This is a genomic window from Microcystis sp. Msp_OC_L_20101000_S702 (assembly GCF_007095705.1).
In the GTDB taxonomy this organism is placed as follows: Bacteria; Cyanobacteriota; Cyanobacteriia; order Cyanobacteriales; family Microcystaceae; genus Microcystis; species Microcystis ichthyoblabe_A.
In genome coordinates this window covers 1-14,070 of the sequence record NZ_SFBO01000171.1, presented here as the reverse complement: position 1 = coordinate 14,070, position 14,070 = coordinate 1, and the positions used below count along the sequence as shown (strand labels likewise).

Annotated in this window: 16 protein-coding genes and 2 pseudogenes; 9 read left to right on the top strand and 9 right to left on the bottom strand. The window is 44.5% G+C overall.

The window, feature by feature from the left end; translation table 11 throughout:
• The 3 genes and pseudogenes from EWV60_RS18185 to EWV60_RS18175 all read right to left on the bottom strand — a co-directional run.
• Window positions 1-116, bottom strand: a pseudogene (locus EWV60_RS18185) (photosystem II D2 protein (photosystem q(a) protein)); the annotation flags it as partial.
• A gap of 325 nt (window positions 117-441) precedes the next feature.
• Window positions 442-1,203, bottom strand: a complete 762-nt coding sequence (locus EWV60_RS18180; protein ID WP_002778839.1) for a lipoate--protein ligase family protein — start codon at window positions 1,201-1,203, stop codon at window positions 442-444.
• Window positions 1,166-1,642 (bottom strand): YbjN domain-containing protein, encoded by a 477-nt coding sequence (locus tag EWV60_RS18175; protein ID WP_002738440.1) that lies wholly within the window; start codon window positions 1,640-1,642, stop codon window positions 1,166-1,168. The genes EWV60_RS18180 and EWV60_RS18175 overlap by 38 nt, the downstream gene beginning before the upstream one ends.
• Before the next feature lie 242 nt (window positions 1,643-1,884).
• On the opposite strand from EWV60_RS18175, the gene EWV60_RS18170 reads away from it, so the two are divergent.
• Together EWV60_RS18170 and EWV60_RS18165 are read left to right on the top strand one after the other, a co-directional pair.
• Complete coding sequence (locus tag EWV60_RS18170) at window positions 1,885-2,511, top strand: TetR/AcrR family transcriptional regulator (protein ID WP_002747032.1); 627 nt, start codon at window positions 1,885-1,887, stop codon at window positions 2,509-2,511.
• Between the two features lie 661 nt (window positions 2,512-3,172).
• Complete coding sequence (locus EWV60_RS18165; RefSeq protein WP_130758438.1) at window positions 3,173-4,300, top strand: THUMP domain-containing class I SAM-dependent RNA methyltransferase; 1,128 nt, start codon at window positions 3,173-3,175, stop codon at window positions 4,298-4,300.
• Here the strand turns inward: EWV60_RS18165 and mdh are convergent, their stop codons facing one another.
• Together mdh and EWV60_RS18155 are read right to left on the bottom strand one after the other, a co-directional pair.
• Entirely contained in the window at window positions 4,301-5,278 is a 978-nt protein-coding gene (gene mdh, locus EWV60_RS18160) for a malate dehydrogenase (protein ID WP_002738829.1), read from the bottom strand.
• 25 nt (window positions 5,279-5,303) lie between these two features.
• On the bottom strand, window positions 5,304-5,519 hold the full coding sequence (locus tag EWV60_RS18155) for an NAD(P)H-quinone oxidoreductase subunit O (protein ID WP_287233873.1): 216 nt from the start codon (window positions 5,517-5,519) through the stop codon (window positions 5,304-5,306).
• A gap of 455 nt (window positions 5,520-5,974) precedes the next feature.
• Here EWV60_RS18155 and upp point away from each other — a divergent pair, with 455 nt between their 5' ends.
• From upp to EWV60_RS23460, 3 genes are all read left to right on the top strand, one after another.
• Window positions 5,975-6,628 carry a uracil phosphoribosyltransferase gene (gene upp, locus EWV60_RS18150; protein WP_287233872.1) on the top strand — a complete coding sequence of 218 codons (654 nt, stop codon included), beginning with the start codon at window positions 5,975-5,977 and terminating at the stop codon, window positions 6,626-6,628.
• 14 nt (window positions 6,629-6,642) lie between these two features.
• Complete coding sequence (locus tag EWV60_RS18145) at window positions 6,643-6,930, top strand: ssl2009 family thylakoid membrane protein (RefSeq protein ID WP_002750958.1); 288 nt, start codon at window positions 6,643-6,645, stop codon at window positions 6,928-6,930.
• Window positions 6,931-7,433: 503 nt separating this feature from the next.
• Window positions 7,434-7,691 (top strand): transposase, encoded by a 258-nt coding sequence (locus EWV60_RS23460; protein WP_502705831.1) that lies wholly within the window; start codon window positions 7,434-7,436, stop codon window positions 7,689-7,691.
• Between the two features lie 125 nt (window positions 7,692-7,816).
• Here the strand turns inward: EWV60_RS23460 and EWV60_RS18135 are convergent, their stop codons facing one another.
• Entirely contained in the window at window positions 7,817-8,311 is a 495-nt protein-coding gene (locus EWV60_RS18135) for a hypothetical protein (protein ID WP_002738874.1), read from the bottom strand.
• Window positions 8,312-8,677: 366 nt separating this feature from the next.
• Here EWV60_RS18135 and EWV60_RS18130 point away from each other — a divergent pair, with 366 nt between their 5' ends.
• Window positions 8,678-9,508: a hypothetical protein gene (locus EWV60_RS18130; RefSeq protein WP_002751676.1), complete on the top strand. Its 831-nt coding sequence runs from the start codon at window positions 8,678-8,680 to the stop codon at window positions 9,506-9,508.
• A 129-nt stretch (window positions 9,509-9,637) separates the two neighbouring features.
• Here EWV60_RS18130 and EWV60_RS18125 read toward each other — a convergent pair whose 3' ends face one another.
• Both EWV60_RS18125 and EWV60_RS18120 read right to left on the bottom strand, forming a co-directional pair.
• The gene (locus EWV60_RS18125) at window positions 9,638-10,321 is read right to left on the bottom strand and encodes a DALR anticodon-binding domain-containing protein (protein WP_287233869.1); all 684 of its coding nucleotides are present in this window, start codon (window positions 10,319-10,321) and stop codon (window positions 9,638-9,640) included.
• Between the two features lie 2 nt (window positions 10,322-10,323).
• Window positions 10,324-10,566, bottom strand: a complete 243-nt coding sequence (locus tag EWV60_RS18120; RefSeq protein ID WP_287233868.1) for a hypothetical protein — start codon at window positions 10,564-10,566, stop codon at window positions 10,324-10,326.
• Window positions 10,567-10,670: 104 nt separating this feature from the next.
• Here EWV60_RS18120 and EWV60_RS18115 point away from each other — a divergent pair, with 104 nt between their 5' ends.
• Window positions 10,671-12,776, top strand: a complete 2,106-nt coding sequence (locus EWV60_RS18115; protein ID WP_287233866.1) for a pentapeptide repeat-containing protein — start codon at window positions 10,671-10,673, stop codon at window positions 12,774-12,776.
• Between the two features lie 50 nt (window positions 12,777-12,826).
• Here EWV60_RS18115 and EWV60_RS18110 read toward each other — a convergent pair.
• Window positions 12,827-12,892 (bottom strand): annotated as a pseudogene (locus EWV60_RS18110) (DUF29 domain-containing protein); the annotation flags it as partial.
• 367 nt (window positions 12,893-13,259) lie between these two features.
• On the opposite strand from EWV60_RS18110, the gene EWV60_RS18105 reads away from it, so the two are divergent.
• Together EWV60_RS18105 and EWV60_RS18100 are read left to right on the top strand one after the other, a co-directional pair.
• Window positions 13,260-13,565, top strand: a complete 306-nt coding sequence (locus tag EWV60_RS18105) for a ribbon-helix-helix domain-containing protein (RefSeq protein WP_002794782.1) — start codon at window positions 13,260-13,262, stop codon at window positions 13,563-13,565.
• Window positions 13,555-13,974, top strand: coding sequence for a PIN domain-containing protein (locus EWV60_RS18100; protein WP_287233864.1), 420 nt, complete (start codon window positions 13,555-13,557; stop codon window positions 13,972-13,974). The genes EWV60_RS18105 and EWV60_RS18100 overlap by 11 nt, the downstream gene beginning before the upstream one ends.
• Window positions 13,975-14,070 lie beyond the last annotated feature (96 nt).

Here is a 14,070-nt window from a genome sequence, read left to right as displayed (position 1 = left end):
CAGGGGAAGAGTAGTAAACCAGACCAACCGATGAAGACGAAACGGTCTCTTTTGAGCCAGTCATCGAGAGCATCAAACAGCCCTCTTTCTGGGGCGCGTCCGACAGCAATGGTCATGGGTATTTTTCCTCTTGCTTAACTGAAATCACGGGCAAGATTTCTTAACTTTTTTGAGTCTGGGATTACTCCCATTGTCTTATAAGATGGCGCGATCGATTGACTGGATTAGCTTAACTAAACTAGCTGCGATCGCTCGTTAATCCTCACAAACTGTAAAAGATTAACGTTTCTTAAACTAGCACAAGCTAGACAATAATTTCGAGTTCGGTAAGACTTTGGTTCCTTGCGGCCTCTATCTACCTTTAACTATTATTAGCAAAAAATTACAAATCTATACAACTTGACTCATAATTGATTTTTAATACACACAAAAACTTTTTTGTCAATGAGTATTTATATTCATTTTTTTAATTGATCGCCATTCCCAATCCTCTAGGGGTTGCTCTAGCAATTGACAATCAAAGCATTCCTCGGCGGCGGTTTTCAGGGTAGCGATAATTGTCTCTAGGGTCAAATCTGGGGCTAAATTGAGCTTTTGAGGGGCAGCACTGGCGAAAACTTGCTCAAACAGCGAATTATCTTGCTCTAACACCATCGAACCATGTTGGAGAACCGAGGAACCCCGTTGCAGTTGGGCGCTCCCAATAAATTTATTTCCCCAATTATCGACTAAATCCGCACCGGTAGCTGTACCGAAACAGTTAGCAGAATGGATATATCCCCGGCCGGCAGCACCGTAGGACAATTCTAGACCGAGATTTTGCCAGCCTGTGATTAAAAATTGACATATTTGACAGTAAACTTTCCTAACATTCCCCTTCATCCCCGAATTTACCACCATATAAGTCAAATCCCCCTGATGTAGTACGGCCCGGCCACCGGTAGGACGACGAACTAGGGAGATTTTTTGACCTTGCCAAGTCAAATCACGCCAAAAATCGGGATATTGCCGTTGATGATAGCCCAAGGAAATAGCTGGGGGCGACCATTGATAAAAACGCAGAGTCGGGGGATGATGACCACAACGGTGTTGTTCTAGTAACCAAGAATCGATCGCCATTTGTAGCTCTGCCGATGAGATAATTGGAGGGATATAACGCCAAATTTTAGCTGCCACCAAAGGATTCTCGTAACATTTCATCATTATTATCTGCTACCGTCGCCACGAGAGTAATTGCTCGGGAAATCTCCCCGGGAGACAAATCGGCCACAGTACGCTGAGAAATCACCACCACCTGCTCATTCATAATGGCAAAATGAGATTCAAAGGTTTCGGCACAATTCATCGCTAATAACTTGCGGGTTAATCCCAATTCATCCTGAACAGGCAATTTCAGCACAGAAGACCACACCGTGAGAAAATCATCATCGCTTTCCCCAGTTAACTGCACAAATACCTCAACGCTACCATACTGAAACTTCCACAGATAACCTTTTTCTGTATGTTGTACCATAGCAGTATCATTCTGCTGCAGAGTAGAAATAACCATTTCAATCATTTCTTGGTGACTGCTTGTACTAGCCAGAAATTCATCGGTCATTGACTCTATTGCTTCTGAAGTCGCTAAACTTTCTGTGGTCATAAAAATTCCCTAAACTCGATCGATCACAATCTTATCCCAAGAGAAAAGAAAAAAAGACATTCGGGTTGGGGAAGTGGGGTTTTAGGGTTTTGGGGTTTTGGGGTTTTAGTTGAATTTCCCCACTTTCCCCACTTTCCCCACTTCCCCACTTCCCCAATTACTCAAAATTTTATGAAGCATTTGAGTAAACACCTAACTTGATCGATGACAATGGCTCTATCCCGTTCTAGCTGTCAATAATTATGCAAAGTCTTTTTCAACGTTCCCTAACTGAGACCAATTCTGGGGAAGAAGATACCCGTAGTCGTATTCTACAGGCCGCTTTACGTTTATTTGCCGCTAAGGGTTATGAAGGAACCACGACCAAAGACCTAGCAGGAAAAGCAAATGTGGCAGAAGGAACTTTATTTCGTTATTTTCCCAACAAAAAGGCGATTTTAATCGAAGTGGCCACTAGGGGATGGGTGGACATTCTCACCGACTTGCTGACGGAATTGAGCGAAATGGGCAGTTATAAAGCGGTAGCGCAGGTGATGCGACGTAGGGTGTTGAGAATGCGAGAAAATAGCGATTTATTGCGAGTTTGTTTTATAGAGGCACAATTTCACCCCGAATTAAAAGAGCGGATTCAATCGGAGGTAATTGCTAAAATGACCGATGTGGCTGAGGCTTTTTTTCAAACAGCGATCGATCGTGGTATCTATCGTCCCATGAATCCGAAAATTGTAGCCCAGGTTTTTCTAGGAATGTTCGCAATTGCCGGTTTTTCTAGTGAAACTATTTTAGATAGTAATGCTTCCCCCTTAGCTTTACAAGAAATGGCCGAAGGTATTGCCGAAATTTTTCTGAATGGAGTGTTAGTTAAGTAGTCGTGCAAAATTAATTTCCTAGTCGAGACTCCGAGACTCCGAGACAGCTAATCTAAGGATAGGCGGTTAAAATCCGTTTTAGCTTACTTAAGTAGGGTTTACGGCAAAAAGTTTATTGGTGGGGTTAGGAGTCGGTCGTCAGGAGTCAGTAGCCGGTCGTCGGGAGGGGAAGTAAGAATAACAGAATGACCTCTTTAACTTAGACAATGGTGAAGTAAAAGTCGTTAACAATATCCCAGAATTACTCGAATTATCTATAGATAATCCCAATAAATTTAAAGAACACATGGACAGAGGAGATTTTGAGCGTTGGCTGGATAATATAGAGATAGGAGAAACAGAACTAGCAAATATAGCTCAGGCAACTCGAGAGAAGAATGATGATGAGTGCCTACATTATTTTCTCAGAGAATGCTGTCTAGTCTTGATTGAGAGAAACCCTTAATATTTCCTAACAAAAACTTGATTTGATCGCCAACTACCTGCAAGATAAAGAAAGAACGAATGAGATAGGAATTTACAAGGGGACAAAAATTAAAATCTTTCTGATTTCAAGCTACCAACGACCAGCGCTAGTCACTGAAACCTGAAACCTGATAACTGAAAACTGAAACCTGATAACTGATAACTGAAAACTGAAAACTGATAACTGATAACTGAAATGACTCGATCCTATTTTGCTACCACCGCTAGGGGACTAGAAGAAATTGCCGCTAGGGAATTAGAATTCCTAGGGGCCAAAGAAGTGAAACCCGTATTCACCGGAGTCCATTTTCAGGGAGATCTGGCCCTACTCTATCGAGTCAATCTTTGGTCAAGAATTATTTTTCGGGTTTTGGTTCCCATTGCCGAAATTCCCTGTGGGGATGGGAAGGAACTGTATGATGGTATTCAAGCCATTGATTGGCGAGATTATCTCAGCAGTGAGGAAACTTTAGCGGTACAATGTACGGGAACGAACGATCGCCTCAATCACACCCATTACACCGCTTTAAGCATCAAAAACGCTATTATCGACCAACAGCGTCAACAGGGGAATCCCCGTTCTTTTGTGGATACAGAAAATCCCGACCTGCAAATTAACGCTCATATCGAGAAAAATCGCTGTGTGCTTAGTTTAGATAGTTCTGGTCACAGTTTGCATCGTCGCGGGTATCATCGGGCCATGGGAGTCGCACCTCTGAAAGAAAGTCTTGCCGCTGCTTTGGTAGAATTATCAGCATGGCAGGATGATATGGTGCTTTTGGACCCTTTCTGTGGTTCGGGAACCATTGTCATCGAAGCGACGTTAAAAGCTTTAAATATTGCCCCCGGTTTATCCCGTTCCCAGTTCGGATTTCAGAAATGGCCAGACTATCAACCGGATTTGTGGCAATCTTTGCTTCAGGAAGCTAAAGAAAAACAAAAATTTCAGCTAAATGCGCCAATTTATGCTAGTGATGCCGATTACGAGGTTTTGCATCAGGCCGAGGATAACGCCTATTTTTGTCAAGTGCAGGACTATATTAATTTTAGCTTGCAAAGCATCACCGACTTAGAACCGACGAGCGATCGAGGGATTATTCTCTGTAATCCCCCTTACGGCAAAAGATTGGGTAATACCGAAGAATTAGGGGCTTTATATAAATCCTTCGGTGATGTCTTAAAACAGAGGTTTAAGGGTTGGACAGCCTATATTTTATCGGGAAACAAAGAACTGACTAAACAAATCGGTCTGCGTTCTTCCCGTCGCACTCCCTTGTATAACGGTTCTTTGCCCTGTACCCTCTTAAAATATGAGTTGTATTAACTACATCAAAACCTTGAGACTGTCAAGAGCTAAATGAACATTTTGACGAACTGAGGCAGCCGAAGTGTGTAGATCCAGACGTTCAGCATCGGTCAAACGCACTTCCAGAATACTTTCCACACCCCGACATCCTAGGCGACAGGGAACCCCCAGATAGACATCCTGTAAACCGTATTCACCCTTAAGATAGGCTGCCGCCGGCAGTAAACGGGATTGATTTCTCAATATCGTCTCGACCATGGTACAGGCAGAGGAAGCAGGGGCATAATAAGCGCCGCCAGTTTGCAGTAATTTGACGATTTCAGCCCCACCGTTGCGAGTTCTCTCCACTAAACGGTTAATTGTTATCTCGTCCATTAATTCGGTAATCGGCACACCACTGACGGTACAGTAACGGGGTAGGGGCAACATTAAATCACCGTGACCACCCAAAACCATAGCATGAACGTCGGCGGTACTAACCCCCAATTCCATGGCGATAAAGGTTTGTAAACGGGAAGAATCGAGGACTCCCGCCATTCCCATCACTCTTTGGGGGGGTAAACCGGTCGATTGCCAGACTAGATAGGTCATCACATCCAGGGGATTAGTGATGACAATAAAAATGGCTTCCGGAGAATACTTGAGGCATTTAGTGGCGGCCTCGACGACAATTTTAGCATTGACATTCATGAGATCATCGCGACTCATGCCCGGTTTTCTGGCTAATCCAGCCGTAATCACGACAATATCCGAGCCTGCCGTGTCTTCGTAGTTATTAGTGCCAATAATCTCGCTGTCGTGCAGTTCTATGCCCTGAGCTTCCATCAAATCTAGGGCAATACCCTGGGGCAAACCATTGACGATATCGAGGAGAACCACATCGGCGAGGTTTTTTTCGGCGATGCGTTGGGCCAGGGTGCGTCCGACGTTGCCAGCACCAATAACCGAGACTCGGGGCGATTGACAGGGGATGAGTGTATCGTAGAAGTCAACCATGGTTTATGGATGAGGCAATTCCTCATCAGGCGGGTTCCAGTTGTTCGAGCTTTAGCCACACACTGGGGGTGGGAACACAGAATTTAATCAAAGCATAATCATCTTTTACATCCAAGACTTCTGCTGTCGAGTCGAATATATAACTGGGTAAACGGCGATCGCTGGCTAGGGCTTCGAGGCTATTTTCTAGGTTTCCCGTCACCACGCGGACTAAAGCTCCTTTCTTAATTGTAGCTGCCATGTTTTTCTGGTTAAATTTGCTGGGGGTTTCCCCCATAAATTGTTACATATTCGGGTAGACCTCTGACAAGAGCTTTTTTCAGTCATCGGTTTACTGATGACTAATACCAAAGGCCGAATCTAAAACCTAATTGGTTAGGCTCAAAGCTTTGATGTACTTAGGTGGCTGGTTATAATTAAATTAAAAATGGATTTTAGGTTCGATCCCCCCTGCCCCCCTTATTAAGGAGGGTGCCGATCCCCCCTTAGTCCCCCCTTAATAAGGGGGGCATCTGAAAGTTTTCAATACCTACCTACTTAGTTTTTACCCTTGTTTTTAGGTGGGAGAATTGCCAGATTCTTTCTTGTGCATGAGTGCCTGTCGCCCCTTGCCTTTAGAAACTAATAACTGATTCCGGGCTGATGGCTTTTTGGCTTAAGATAAAGTTTAGCCCTCGATCGAGTTCTCGTGTTTTCATGGTTTTACAACTGCGCGTCTATGTTCCCGAACACCCTCTGGTTAAGCATTGGCTGGCGATCGCCCGCGATCAAAATACCCCCTCGGTACTGTTTAAAACAGCGATGACGGAACTAGGGCGCTGGTTAACCTACGAAGCAGCCAGGCAATGGTTGCCGACCCTGGAAACTAGCGTTAAAACCCCTCTAGCGGAATGTCCCGCTACTTTTATCGATCCTAGCGTACCGATGGCCGTAGTCCCGATTTTACGCGCAGGATTAGCCTTGTTGGAAGGGGCGCAAAGTCTTTTACCCCTAGCTAGTACCTATCATCTCGGTTTAGTCAGAAATGAGGAAACCCTGGAGGCGAGTTGTTATTTAAATAAATTACCGGCTAGTTTTGATCCAGCCACGAGAGTGTTAATTCTCGAACCGATGTTAGCCACGGGGGGATCAATTTCAACGGCAATGGCAGAAATTACCAGCAGAGGCGTTGATCCTGCCCTAATTCGCCTGATTTCCGTGGTGGCTGCCCCGCCGGCTTTACAGAAATTGAGTCAGAATTATCCCAGCTTGAACATCTATACGGCTATTATCGATGAAGGATTAAATAGCCGCGGTTACATCGTGCCGGGGTTGGGCGATGCCGGCGATCGAGCTTTTGGAACCTATTAGGAGAAAAACGGATTATGAGTCAGCGAGATGGGTTTGCGGGCGGTTTTTTGGCTGGTGCGATTGTCGGTGGTTTAGTGGGCGGTGTTTTGGGGACAGTGTTGGCTAATCGCAGCCGTCGCGCTTTAGCAGATGGTGATAATCAGTCTTTTTTGGAGGAGATCCGCAATGGGCGCTTGACTCCAGAGGAAGGTATGGAAATGGCCCGCCGCAGTTTAGAAGATAAAATTGCCCAGTTAAATCTAGCGATCGATGATGTGCGTCAACAGTTAGGATCGGTACAGGAAAACGGCAGCGATCATTAAATAGGGTTGGCTGAATAAATCTCAAAACCTTTATATAACTGTGAGTTAGGGATAGGTATAGCCGCCTCTTAAAAGTTGCCAAACATTAATCAAATCAAGGAGAATTTATTCTCAATTATCAAAATTGAGACAGTTTGTGCCGCTTAAATAAAGAGATTTTGATAACTAAATTAAAGCATATCTAAAGAGTTTTGAGTTAAGAGTAAAACTTCAAGTTTTCATTCAGAATATAGCGTTTCTTAAGCTAGTGAGGTACACCTATTCTTCTTTCCTTTCGTCTAAAGCCCATAACTTTTGTACCTCAGCAGACTGAAGAAAGCTATGGTTTAAGAGTCATGAGAAGAAAAACATAGGGAAAAAAAGCAAAAAAAAAGTTAGCGGACAAAGAAGAGGTGGTCAAGTAAATGGGATGGGAGGAGTGAGATATTCCGATAAAAAAAGATTCGTAGAATTCATCAAAAAAGGAAATTGAGAAACTTTTTATGAAGTGGTAAAAGTTTTTTATACAAAAATCATTAAAGAATGGGTGGAAGCGGGGAATAAAGAGGAGGATTCTGATTCTCGATAATGCTAGTGTTCACAAAAAAACGGATGTTGTTGGTAAAATTGCTGAAAATATGCCCAACTTAATTTTAGAGTGTTTACCCGCATATAGCCCAGATTTAAATATCATTGAATTGCTCTGGCACTCGACAAAAGAATTTATCGCTCATCGACTTTTTAAATCAGTTGAAGAATTAGAATCTAGGTCTAATTATTAAGTGGGATCGCAAGTTGAAAAACAAGGGTAATTCTGTTAACGCAATTTAAATTACGAACAGCTTACTGCACACTTAAAACTCAAATCTGATAACTGATAACTGATAACTGATAACTGATAACTGTCTTACTCGGCCTTTACCAAACCCTGAGAGCGAATACAGGCCTGTTCCCAGCGACAATCGGGATTAACTTCCACTGGTTTGAGTCGCGCCCAGATTTCGCCTTGATCATCGGCATAAAAACTATCGATAATAGCAGGAATACGAGTACCAAAAGGTTCAGTAATCAGGACAGAATCGGTCAGATTAAATACTTCGCCATTAGCTCCCGTCGCTTTTTCGATGACGGGAATTTCTGCTTTGGGAATCGGTTTTCGGAATGGAGGAGCCGAATCGAAACGGGGACGGAGAGGAGATTTTATCTCACTACTGACTGATTTTACCGTTTCCTCGGCTGGTTTTTCCTCAATTATTTCTGGAGGGGTTTCTGGAGGTTTGGGGGGTACTGCAGCCCTAGAACCCTTTTTAATAATTTGTAGAGGTTGTAGGGGAGGAGTGGTTTTAATTGGCTCTTCGGGAGGTTCAGGGGTGCTAGGGGTTTTCTTCGGGGGACGTGGCATGATACGACAAGGAAAATAAAAACTATAGGATTATTGAAGCATATCGAGCCGCTAACCCGCTCGACCAGTGCTTGTGTCAATTTTGCTGTGGCTAATTCTTCCCTGGATCCGGGCCAGATACCCCGCACTATAGCTATCTAGGAATTAGTCGATTCCCCTCTCCTCTCCAACTTATTGAAAAAACTTCTCATTAAGTATTGACAAAAATTCCTAATAAGCTTATAGTTATTTATAGTGTTCTCCTCTTAAGGATCGGCAGTGGAACCGCGCGGCAGTCTCTAACAATGCGGTTCCCATTTTTTTTTTGGAACGATAGAAGGCTTTTAACGTCTCTAAACTTCTAGGTTTCCTCATCCTTTGGCTTTTATGAACGATAATTCCGACCTGTACCTCGATCATCTCACCCATGCGGATACTGTCATCACTGCTGAAATTGTCGAGCATGAGAGTCAATCAACAGATGAGACAGATTGGGCAGCTCTATCCTCTCATTTACGTCAACAAAATCAAGAATTACAAGCGGAGATCTGGCGACGGGAGCAAGCTCTGGCGGAACTGCGATCGCGGTTAGCCGAGCAACATCGTCGCTGGCAAAGTTGCGATACCCTAATCCAGCAGCAAAACGAGGAACTGCAATACGAAAAGCAACAATTACAGCGAGCTTTAGGAGAAATCGAACAGTATCGTCAAGCAGAACAACGGCAACCGATGATTATTGCCAATTTGACCGCAGAATTGACCCGCACGCGCCAACAATTAGCCCGTTTAGAGCGAGAATGTGCCTTAATTCAGGAAAGTTATCAGGAAAAAAGCCAAAAACTGTGCAACTATGACCAGCAATTGCAGGAATTACGCACCCGTCTCCAACGTCAGCAACGCTACACCCTCCAGTATAAAGCGGCCTTGGCCCAGTATTTCCAGCGCGGTAGCGATCGCAATTTTTCCCCAGATTTAGCCATTGTTGACAAGGCAGCTGCGATCGAGCCTTGGTCTCAGACAGAGAATCAAGAAAACGATGAAGTGGCTCCCATCGATGATTTTGTAGCGGAATTAGAGACTATTGAGCCAGTAGAATCCTTAAATAAGAAAGACAGGGATTGGCCCGCACCTATCATCTCTCCTTCCCCGAAATATTCCTCTTTTCGGGTTGATTTGCCCACTTTTATTAAATATCGCCAAGAAAAAGATAATTCCTGAACAACAGAAAGAGAGCCGGCGACTGTCCATGTTTCGTCTCGGCTCTCTATTCTGGTTCGCTCCTCACACTAATTAAAACCTATCATAAGCTGATGGTTTTGTCCACTAAATTCACAAAAGTTAATATTTTTATAGTTCCGTCATCGGCAGCAGTTGCCATTTTTGACGGAGAAGAAGGTTAAGTAGTTTTTGACTGACGCTAATCAGGATTAATCTCGATCGCTGAATTGGGGCCGATTCTCCGATAATGCGACAGTTACGCTCAAAATTGAGCATCGCTTCGCACAAATTCGCAGTTAGGGGATAGAGTTTCTGGCCTTCCCAACAATCGCAAACGGTTAAAATTTGCAGGATTAAGGCTATTTCGGCGGGATGATGCCATGATAATAGTTCAGACTCGGTTAATCTAATTTTTTCCCGATTGAGCAGTTGTAACAAACTAGAATAGCGAGCGTGGGTATATTGAAATAAAAAGAAAAATTCTCCTTCGGGATGGAGAGGAAGCTGATCGGAGAAAAATTTATCAATTAAATCGTTTAGTTTCAGTAACCAAAAGGACAAAAATTGCTGATCTAATAATAATTCTAGCCATCCTTCCCTAAGCTGAATTTGTGGAAAAAGGGCGATTAAATGGTTAAATATGGTTTGACATTGAGCGGGTGTAAAATAATAAAACAGAGGTGAACGATAGAGGATACTATCAGTTTTTTGGCAACGATAGAAAGTTAATTTATGGTTGTTTTCTGGAAAAAGATTAATTAATTGTTGTTTTAAACAATGCTCGATCGAGGGGTGATTGCAGATAAAATTCATACTCAGAAGGGTAAACGTAGTTGCGTGCGCCCAAAACGTCCTCTAGATATTTCCACCAAATTGAGATGCACCCAAATTATCCCTATTCTTCTTCCTTCCACACAAACACCAGAAGAGCCAGTTTTCGGATATTGTAGTAGATATCTATGGGGGAAATCCAGATATATTCTAGAACGTGAGGTGTGGAAACTGACGCGATTGCCCATAAAAATGCCAGGTTTTTGAACGTGGACTCGTTGAACCAAGAATCCCGAAGCGCTGGGGTGGGAGTGTCAATCGGATTCTCTCAGGAAACCCGCTTTCTAAATTGCAGTAAGATTGAGGGCATAGTATGGCAATTTCGTAGGCGATGAAGGCAGCGGCAGTTATTGAACAGTACAAAAACGGGCGGCGGGATTTCCGGGGGGAATCCTTGCGGGGTGGTAACTTTCGCGGTGCGGACTTAGCGGGGGCGGATTTCAGTGGTTGTGATATACGCGGGGCAAATTTTAGTCGGGCGAATTTGACGGGAGTGAAGTTTGCTGGGGCGAAGGCGGGATTGCCGAAGCGGTGGCTGCTGTTTTTGCTGGGGTTGGCTTTGGTGTTAATTGTGATTTCGAGTTTTTTCTCCGCCTTCGTCGGTTATATGGTGAGCTTAATTTTTTATTCCAATCCAGAAAAACAAGTTACTGGTTGGTTCACCTTAATTTTTCTCATCTCCACTTTCCACATCGCTTGGCGCAAAAATATTTTGACCGTAGCAGGAGCCTTCGCCTCAGTCGGAGTCTTCGCCTCAGTCGGAGTCTTCCTCGGAGTCAAAGTCGGAATTGTAGCCGTAGGCTTAGCCGGAGTCGGAGCCGAAACCGGAGCCGTAGCCCTAGCCGTAGCCGTAGCCCTAGCCGTAGCCTTCGCCTTCGCCGGAGCCGGAGCCGGAGCCCTAGCCGGAGCCCTAGCCGGAGCCGTAGCCGGAGCCGGAGCCCTAGCCCTAGCCGGAGCCGGAGCCCTAGCCGGAGCCCTAGCCGGAGCCCTAGCCCTAGCCGGAGCCGTAGCCGGAGCCCTAGCCGAAGCCGTAGTCGTAGCCGTAGCCTTGACATTATTTTTCTGTTGGCTCGGTTGGCTGACCCTTAAACAGGAAAGCCGCGATCCTTGGTTGCGTAAAATTGTGATAGCCTTTGCTGCTATTGGTGGCACATCCTTTTTTCAAGCCAATTTAACCGCAATAGATTTTACAGGAGCCACCTTAAAAAGTACCAATTTTAATCAGGCAATCTTGAATAAAACAATTTTTAAACAAGCAATTAAATTGGAATTAGCCCGCCCCGGCCATACCTTATTAGCCAATCCCCAAATTAGAGAATTTCTGATTGATTCCCGCACCGGAAGCGGAAAAGACTTTGCCCAAGCCAATTTACGGGCGGCATACCTGGAGGGGGCAAACCTGCAAGCTGCCAACTTGCGCCTAGCGAATATCAGTGAAGCCAGCTTGCAATACGCCAATCTTGCGGGGGCAAACCTCAGCGAAGTCAACGCCGTCAATACGGATTTGCGCCATGCTACTCTGACGGGTGCTTGCGTGGAAAATTGGAATATTGATGCTACCACCCAACTGGATGAGGTGGATTGTCAGTATATTTATCTGCTTAATGGGCAAAAAGAGCGCCGCCCCAGCAGTGGCGAATTTCAACCGGGCGAATTTACTAAATTGTTTGCCGAAATGTTCGACACCGTTGACCTCATTTTCCGCAATGGGGTAGATTGGAAAGCTTTCATCGCTGCCTTAAAAGAAGTACAAGTGCAGAATGAAGATACGCCGCTTCAGATACAGAGCATTGCCAATAAAGGAGATGGCGTGATAGTGGTAAAAGTCCATGTACCGCCCGATACTGATAAAGAGAAAATTCATCAAGAATTTAACCAAAATTATCAACTACAACTCGCAGCCATTGAAGCCCAATATAAGGCACAACTCACCGCCAAAGAGACAGAAATTGCCATCTATCGCCAACAAAGTGTTGATATGATGGAAATTACCAAAACCCTCGCCAACCGTCCCATCCATGTAGAAGCAAAAGCCATGAGCAATAGTAACGACAGTTCCCCAAATATTACCATCCGCGATATTAATAATTCTGCCGTCAATTTCGGCGAAATCATCGGCGATGTAACCAATACCATTAACCAAATTGCAGCCGATGCTTCCCCAGAAAATGCCCAACTTAAAGCCTTACTGCAAGAACTAACCCAGGCGATTGAAATTGACAGCCATTTAGATGAAGAAGAAAAAGCCGAAGCCGCCAATCAAGTGAAAAAGATTGCCCAAGCTAGTCAAAATCCTGATGATGCCGGACTGCAAAAGAAAGCCCAACGAGCAGTTAATTTTCTCGAAACAATTGCTAAAGCTTTGGAACCTGCCAGCAAACTTGCCCAAGCCTGTCAAAAAGCCTTACCGATAATTTTGAAAACATTAGGCTTCTGATAGGTTTGTAGTTGCGCTTTAGCGCAGTTCTAGTTGAGGCTATAGCATCCTCGTAACTGTTTTACCGTCTCTTTTAGCCATTGATTATAATCAGTTTCGTAGGCAGTTGACGACATAATTTAACTCTCCATAGAAAATTACTTAAATGGCTTTCTAAGTAGGTAGGTGTTAAAAGTTCTCAGAAACCCCCCTTATCAAGGCGGGCAGGGGGGATCGAACCCACAATCCATCTTTAATTTAATTATAACCAGCTACTTATCTAGGGTTGGCTGAATAAATCTACTTTTCTTGCACAGGAGAATTACGGTCAGGAAATTCTAGCAAATATACTCCATCCCCGTCTATTAAGAAATATTACAAGAAACATGAGTAGATTAAGAAAGGTTAATGGGTGTATCCATTGATAGATAGGGGTTTCTGGTTTTTGTAGTATATATGCACTCAATAAGTTCAGATATATAGAAAAACTGGCGATTACGATTCATGACGGTTATAGTAATGTATAATGTAATGTATATAATTAAACTGGCTATGGTCAGCAAAATCCGCAAGCAAATTTATATCGAAGCCGAGCAGAATAATTTACTGAAAGAGAAGGCCCGACAGACGGGACTGAGTGAGGCCGAGATCATCCGACAGGCGATTGACCAACACATAATTTCCGTCAAATCTCCTACCCCGAACTTGAGCGCTTGGGAGCGAGAAAAGGCCTTTATCGCCGGTCTCGAAAACCGCCCATCACAACCGGGTAAAAGGGATTGGCAAAGGGAGGATCTCTATGAACGATAGAGTCCTGCTCGATACCAATATTCTGGTCTATCTCTACGATATCGCCGAGAAAAGCAAACGGGAACGGGCATTAACCGTTGTCGATGACCTGATCCGCACCACCCGCGCCGTCATCAGTCCGCAGGTGATGGGAGAATTCTTTCAGGCCGTCACCCGCAGCCGTCGCCCCCTGCTAACCCAGGAAGAAGCTCTGGCCCGCATCCGTCAATATCTAATAGCCTGTGAGGTAGTTCCGATCACCGAGTTGATCGTTCTGGAAGCCACCCGTGGAGTAGAAAGTTACCAGTTTTCCTACTGGGATGCCCAGATCTGGGCGACCGCTCGCTTAAATCAAATCACCACGGTCTATAGCGAGGATTTTAATTCCGGGGCTACCATTGAGGGAATTCATCGGAAATTTTGGGTCTGAAACCCCGCCGTTCTAGGTTGGCTTTACGTTAGAATTAAAAGGCCAGTCTCGAAAACCAAGTGGACGGCGCAGCACCTTGAAAACTCGGCTTAGGGG

Excerpts from the sequence above, each read along its gene's own strand:
- EWV60_RS18180 (WP_002778839.1), bottom strand. The coding sequence starts at position 1,203 with ATGATGAAATGTTACGAGAATCCTTTGGTGGCAGCTAAAATTTGGCGT.
- EWV60_RS18175 (WP_002738440.1), bottom strand. The coding sequence starts at position 1,642 with ATGACCACAGAAAGTTTAGCGACTTCAGAAGCAATAGAGTCAATGACC.
- EWV60_RS18170 (WP_002747032.1), top strand. The coding sequence starts at position 1,885 with ATGCAAAGTCTTTTTCAACGTTCCCTAACTGAGACCAATTCTGGGGAA.
- EWV60_RS18165 (WP_130758438.1), top strand. The coding sequence starts at position 3,173 with ATGACTCGATCCTATTTTGCTACCACCGCTAGGGGACTAGAAGAAATT.
- mdh (WP_002738829.1), bottom strand. The coding sequence starts at position 5,278 with ATGGTTGACTTCTACGATACACTCATCCCCTGTCAATCGCCCCGAGTC.
- EWV60_RS18155 (WP_287233873.1), bottom strand. The coding sequence starts at position 5,519 with ATGGCAGCTACAATTAAGAAAGGAGCTTTAGTCCGCGTGGTGACGGGA.
- upp (WP_287233872.1), top strand. The coding sequence starts at position 5,975 with ATGGTTTTACAACTGCGCGTCTATGTTCCCGAACACCCTCTGGTTAAG.
- EWV60_RS18145 (WP_002750958.1), top strand. The coding sequence starts at position 6,643 with ATGAGTCAGCGAGATGGGTTTGCGGGCGGTTTTTTGGCTGGTGCGATT.
- EWV60_RS18135 (WP_002738874.1), bottom strand. The coding sequence starts at position 8,311 with ATGCCACGTCCCCCGAAGAAAACCCCTAGCACCCCTGAACCTCCCGAA.
- EWV60_RS18130 (WP_002751676.1), top strand. The coding sequence starts at position 8,678 with ATGAACGATAATTCCGACCTGTACCTCGATCATCTCACCCATGCGGAT.
- EWV60_RS18125 (WP_287233869.1), bottom strand. The coding sequence starts at position 10,321 with ATGAATTTTATCTGCAATCACCCCTCGATCGAGCATTGTTTAAAACAA.
- EWV60_RS18115 (WP_287233866.1), top strand. The coding sequence starts at position 10,671 with ATGAAGGCAGCGGCAGTTATTGAACAGTACAAAAACGGGCGGCGGGAT.
- EWV60_RS18105 (WP_002794782.1), top strand. The coding sequence starts at position 13,260 with ATGACGGTTATAGTAATGTATAATGTAATGTATATAATTAAACTGGCT.
- EWV60_RS18100 (WP_287233864.1), top strand. The coding sequence starts at position 13,555 with ATGAACGATAGAGTCCTGCTCGATACCAATATTCTGGTCTATCTCTAC.